Here is a 246-nt window from a genome sequence, read left to right on the forward strand (position 1 = left end):
TCCAGTCACCCGCGACCGGGACGGAACCGGGGCCGCCGAGCCGCCAGCTCGGGTTGTACGCGGCACCGCCGGTGTCGAACAGGACGTGGAACGAGCCGTCCGACGGGCGGTACACGCCGTAGTCGGAGTTGCCGTTGCCGTTCCAGTCGCCACCCACCGGCAGGTAGCCGGGGCCACCCAGGCGCCAGGTGGGTTCGTAGAGACCACCTGAGTCGAACAGGATGTGGAACGACCCGTCGGCCGGGT

General features: G+C 70.3%; 1 pseudogene. It reads right to left on the reverse strand.

From position 1 onward, the window contains the following. Nucleotides 1-246, reverse strand: a pseudogene (locus tag UK23_RS52550) (VCBS repeat-containing protein); the annotation flags it as partial.

Origin of the sequence: Lentzea aerocolonigenes (assembly GCF_000955955.1) — a bacterium.
GTDB lineage: Bacteria > Actinomycetota > Actinomycetes > Mycobacteriales > Pseudonocardiaceae > Lentzea > Lentzea aerocolonigenes_A.